The sequence below is a fragment of the Phaeobacter sp. SYSU ZJ3003 genome (assembly GCF_041300735.1).
Classification (GTDB): Bacteria; Pseudomonadota; Alphaproteobacteria; order Rhodobacterales; family Rhodobacteraceae; genus Phycobacter; species Phycobacter gallaeciensis_A.
The window spans coordinates 1-1,462 of sequence record NZ_PXNU01000131.1; the positions used below are offsets into that span (position 1 = coordinate 1).

1 protein-coding gene is annotated in these 1,462 nt (G+C 56.4%); it reads left to right on the forward strand.

The features are described from left to right. Nucleotides 1–88 precede the first annotated feature (88 nt). Nucleotides 89–1,126: an IS110 family transposase gene (locus tag C6W91_RS21040; RefSeq protein WP_347510913.1), complete on the forward strand. Its 1,038-nt coding sequence runs from the start codon at nucleotides 89–91 to the stop codon at nucleotides 1,124–1,126. Nucleotides 1,127–1,462: the final 336 nt, after the last annotated feature.

A 1,462-nucleotide genomic window follows, 5' to 3' on the forward strand; every position in this document is an offset into this window, starting at 1 on the left:
GTTCAGACCTGTTGGTGTGGACAGCCTCCCCACGGCACCACAATGTGCCACAATGAGGTTATCAAGGACCACATGAGGGAGACCGTCCATGGAAAAACTAATTCGAGTTGGGATCGACACGTCAAAGCACGTCTTTCAGCTTCACGGCGTGAACACCGCCGAGAAGCCGGTGCTGCGCAAAAAGTTGCGGCGAACGGATATGATGATGTACTTCCAAAAAATGCCGCCGACCAGGGTGGCGCTCGAAGCCTGTGGGGCGTCCCACCACTTGGCGCGGCTGCTGACCTCCTATGGCCATGATGTCAAACTGATCGCGCCGCAATTGGTTAAACCTTACGTCAAGCGCGGAAAGAACGATGCCGCAGATGCGGAGGCCATTTGTGAGGCGATGAGTCGGCCTACGATGAGATTCGTGCCAATAAAGACACCGGAACAGCAGGCAGCTCTGATGCTGGTCGGAGTGCGCGAACGCCTGATCCGAATGCGGACGCAGGTGGCAAATTCCATTCGCGGTTACGCGGCCGAATTTGGCGTTGTTGCTGCCCAGGGTATCTGTAGGATCGAGAAACTTCTCGATCGGGTCTCTGTCGATCACTCCGTCCCTGAACTTGCCCGGGCGCTGTTTGCGACGCAGGGAAAAATCTACCGGCAGCTGGCAGAAGAGATCGCCGAAACCGAAGCGCAACTCTCGCAGTGGCACCGTGCAGACGAACGCGCACGCCGTCTGGCTGAGATCCCGGGCGTTGGCCTGATCGGCGCCTCGCTACTCACCATGAAAACGCCCGCTCCCGAGCTGTTCGCATCCGCACGACAATTCGCAGCATGGATGGGGCTCACACCGAGGGATCATTCAACAGGCGGCAAAACGCGAACCGGAAAGATTACGCGGGCTGGCGACGAAGCTTTGAGAAGCGTGCTTGTCGCAGGTGCGACGGCGCTGTTACGGCATGTCCGCACCGGGCGAAGCAAGTATGCAAGCCCTTGGCTTCTGGATATGCTGAGCCGGAAGCCGCCCAAGCTCGTGGCAGTAGCTGTTGCCAATAAAATCGCCCGAATTGCCTGGAAACTGATGGTGTCGGGGCAATCGTACGAGCCACGCAGCGCCTATCAAGATGTAAGGGCGTAACAAGGTTCAGCCGAAGCACGTAATACTCTTGCTGCCGGGCTGAAATTGAACTTGCAAGACAACGGTAGATGGATTTGATCGATCCGGGCTCACGGCATTCCATACGATGCAATGGCAAATATATGCCGCAGACTTGTTTGGAACTTGAGCAGCGGAAACCATCTTGGCCAGCGATTAGTCGAGATCGCACTTCAAAGGCCGGACATATGAAAGCAAGCGATCAGTCCATATTTACCGAGATGTCTTGTAAGCGGGAGGCTGTCCACATATGTATCGTCCACCTCCTGCGCCATTCCATGAACTTCGCCAGCTACAAAGACCGCAAAGCCGTCGCGG

What these genes read in the sequence shown, in the direction of transcription:
- C6W91_RS21040 (WP_347510913.1), top strand. Translation starts at nt 89, where the DNA reads ATGGAAAAACTAATTCGAGTTGGGATCGACACGTCAAAGCACGTCTTT.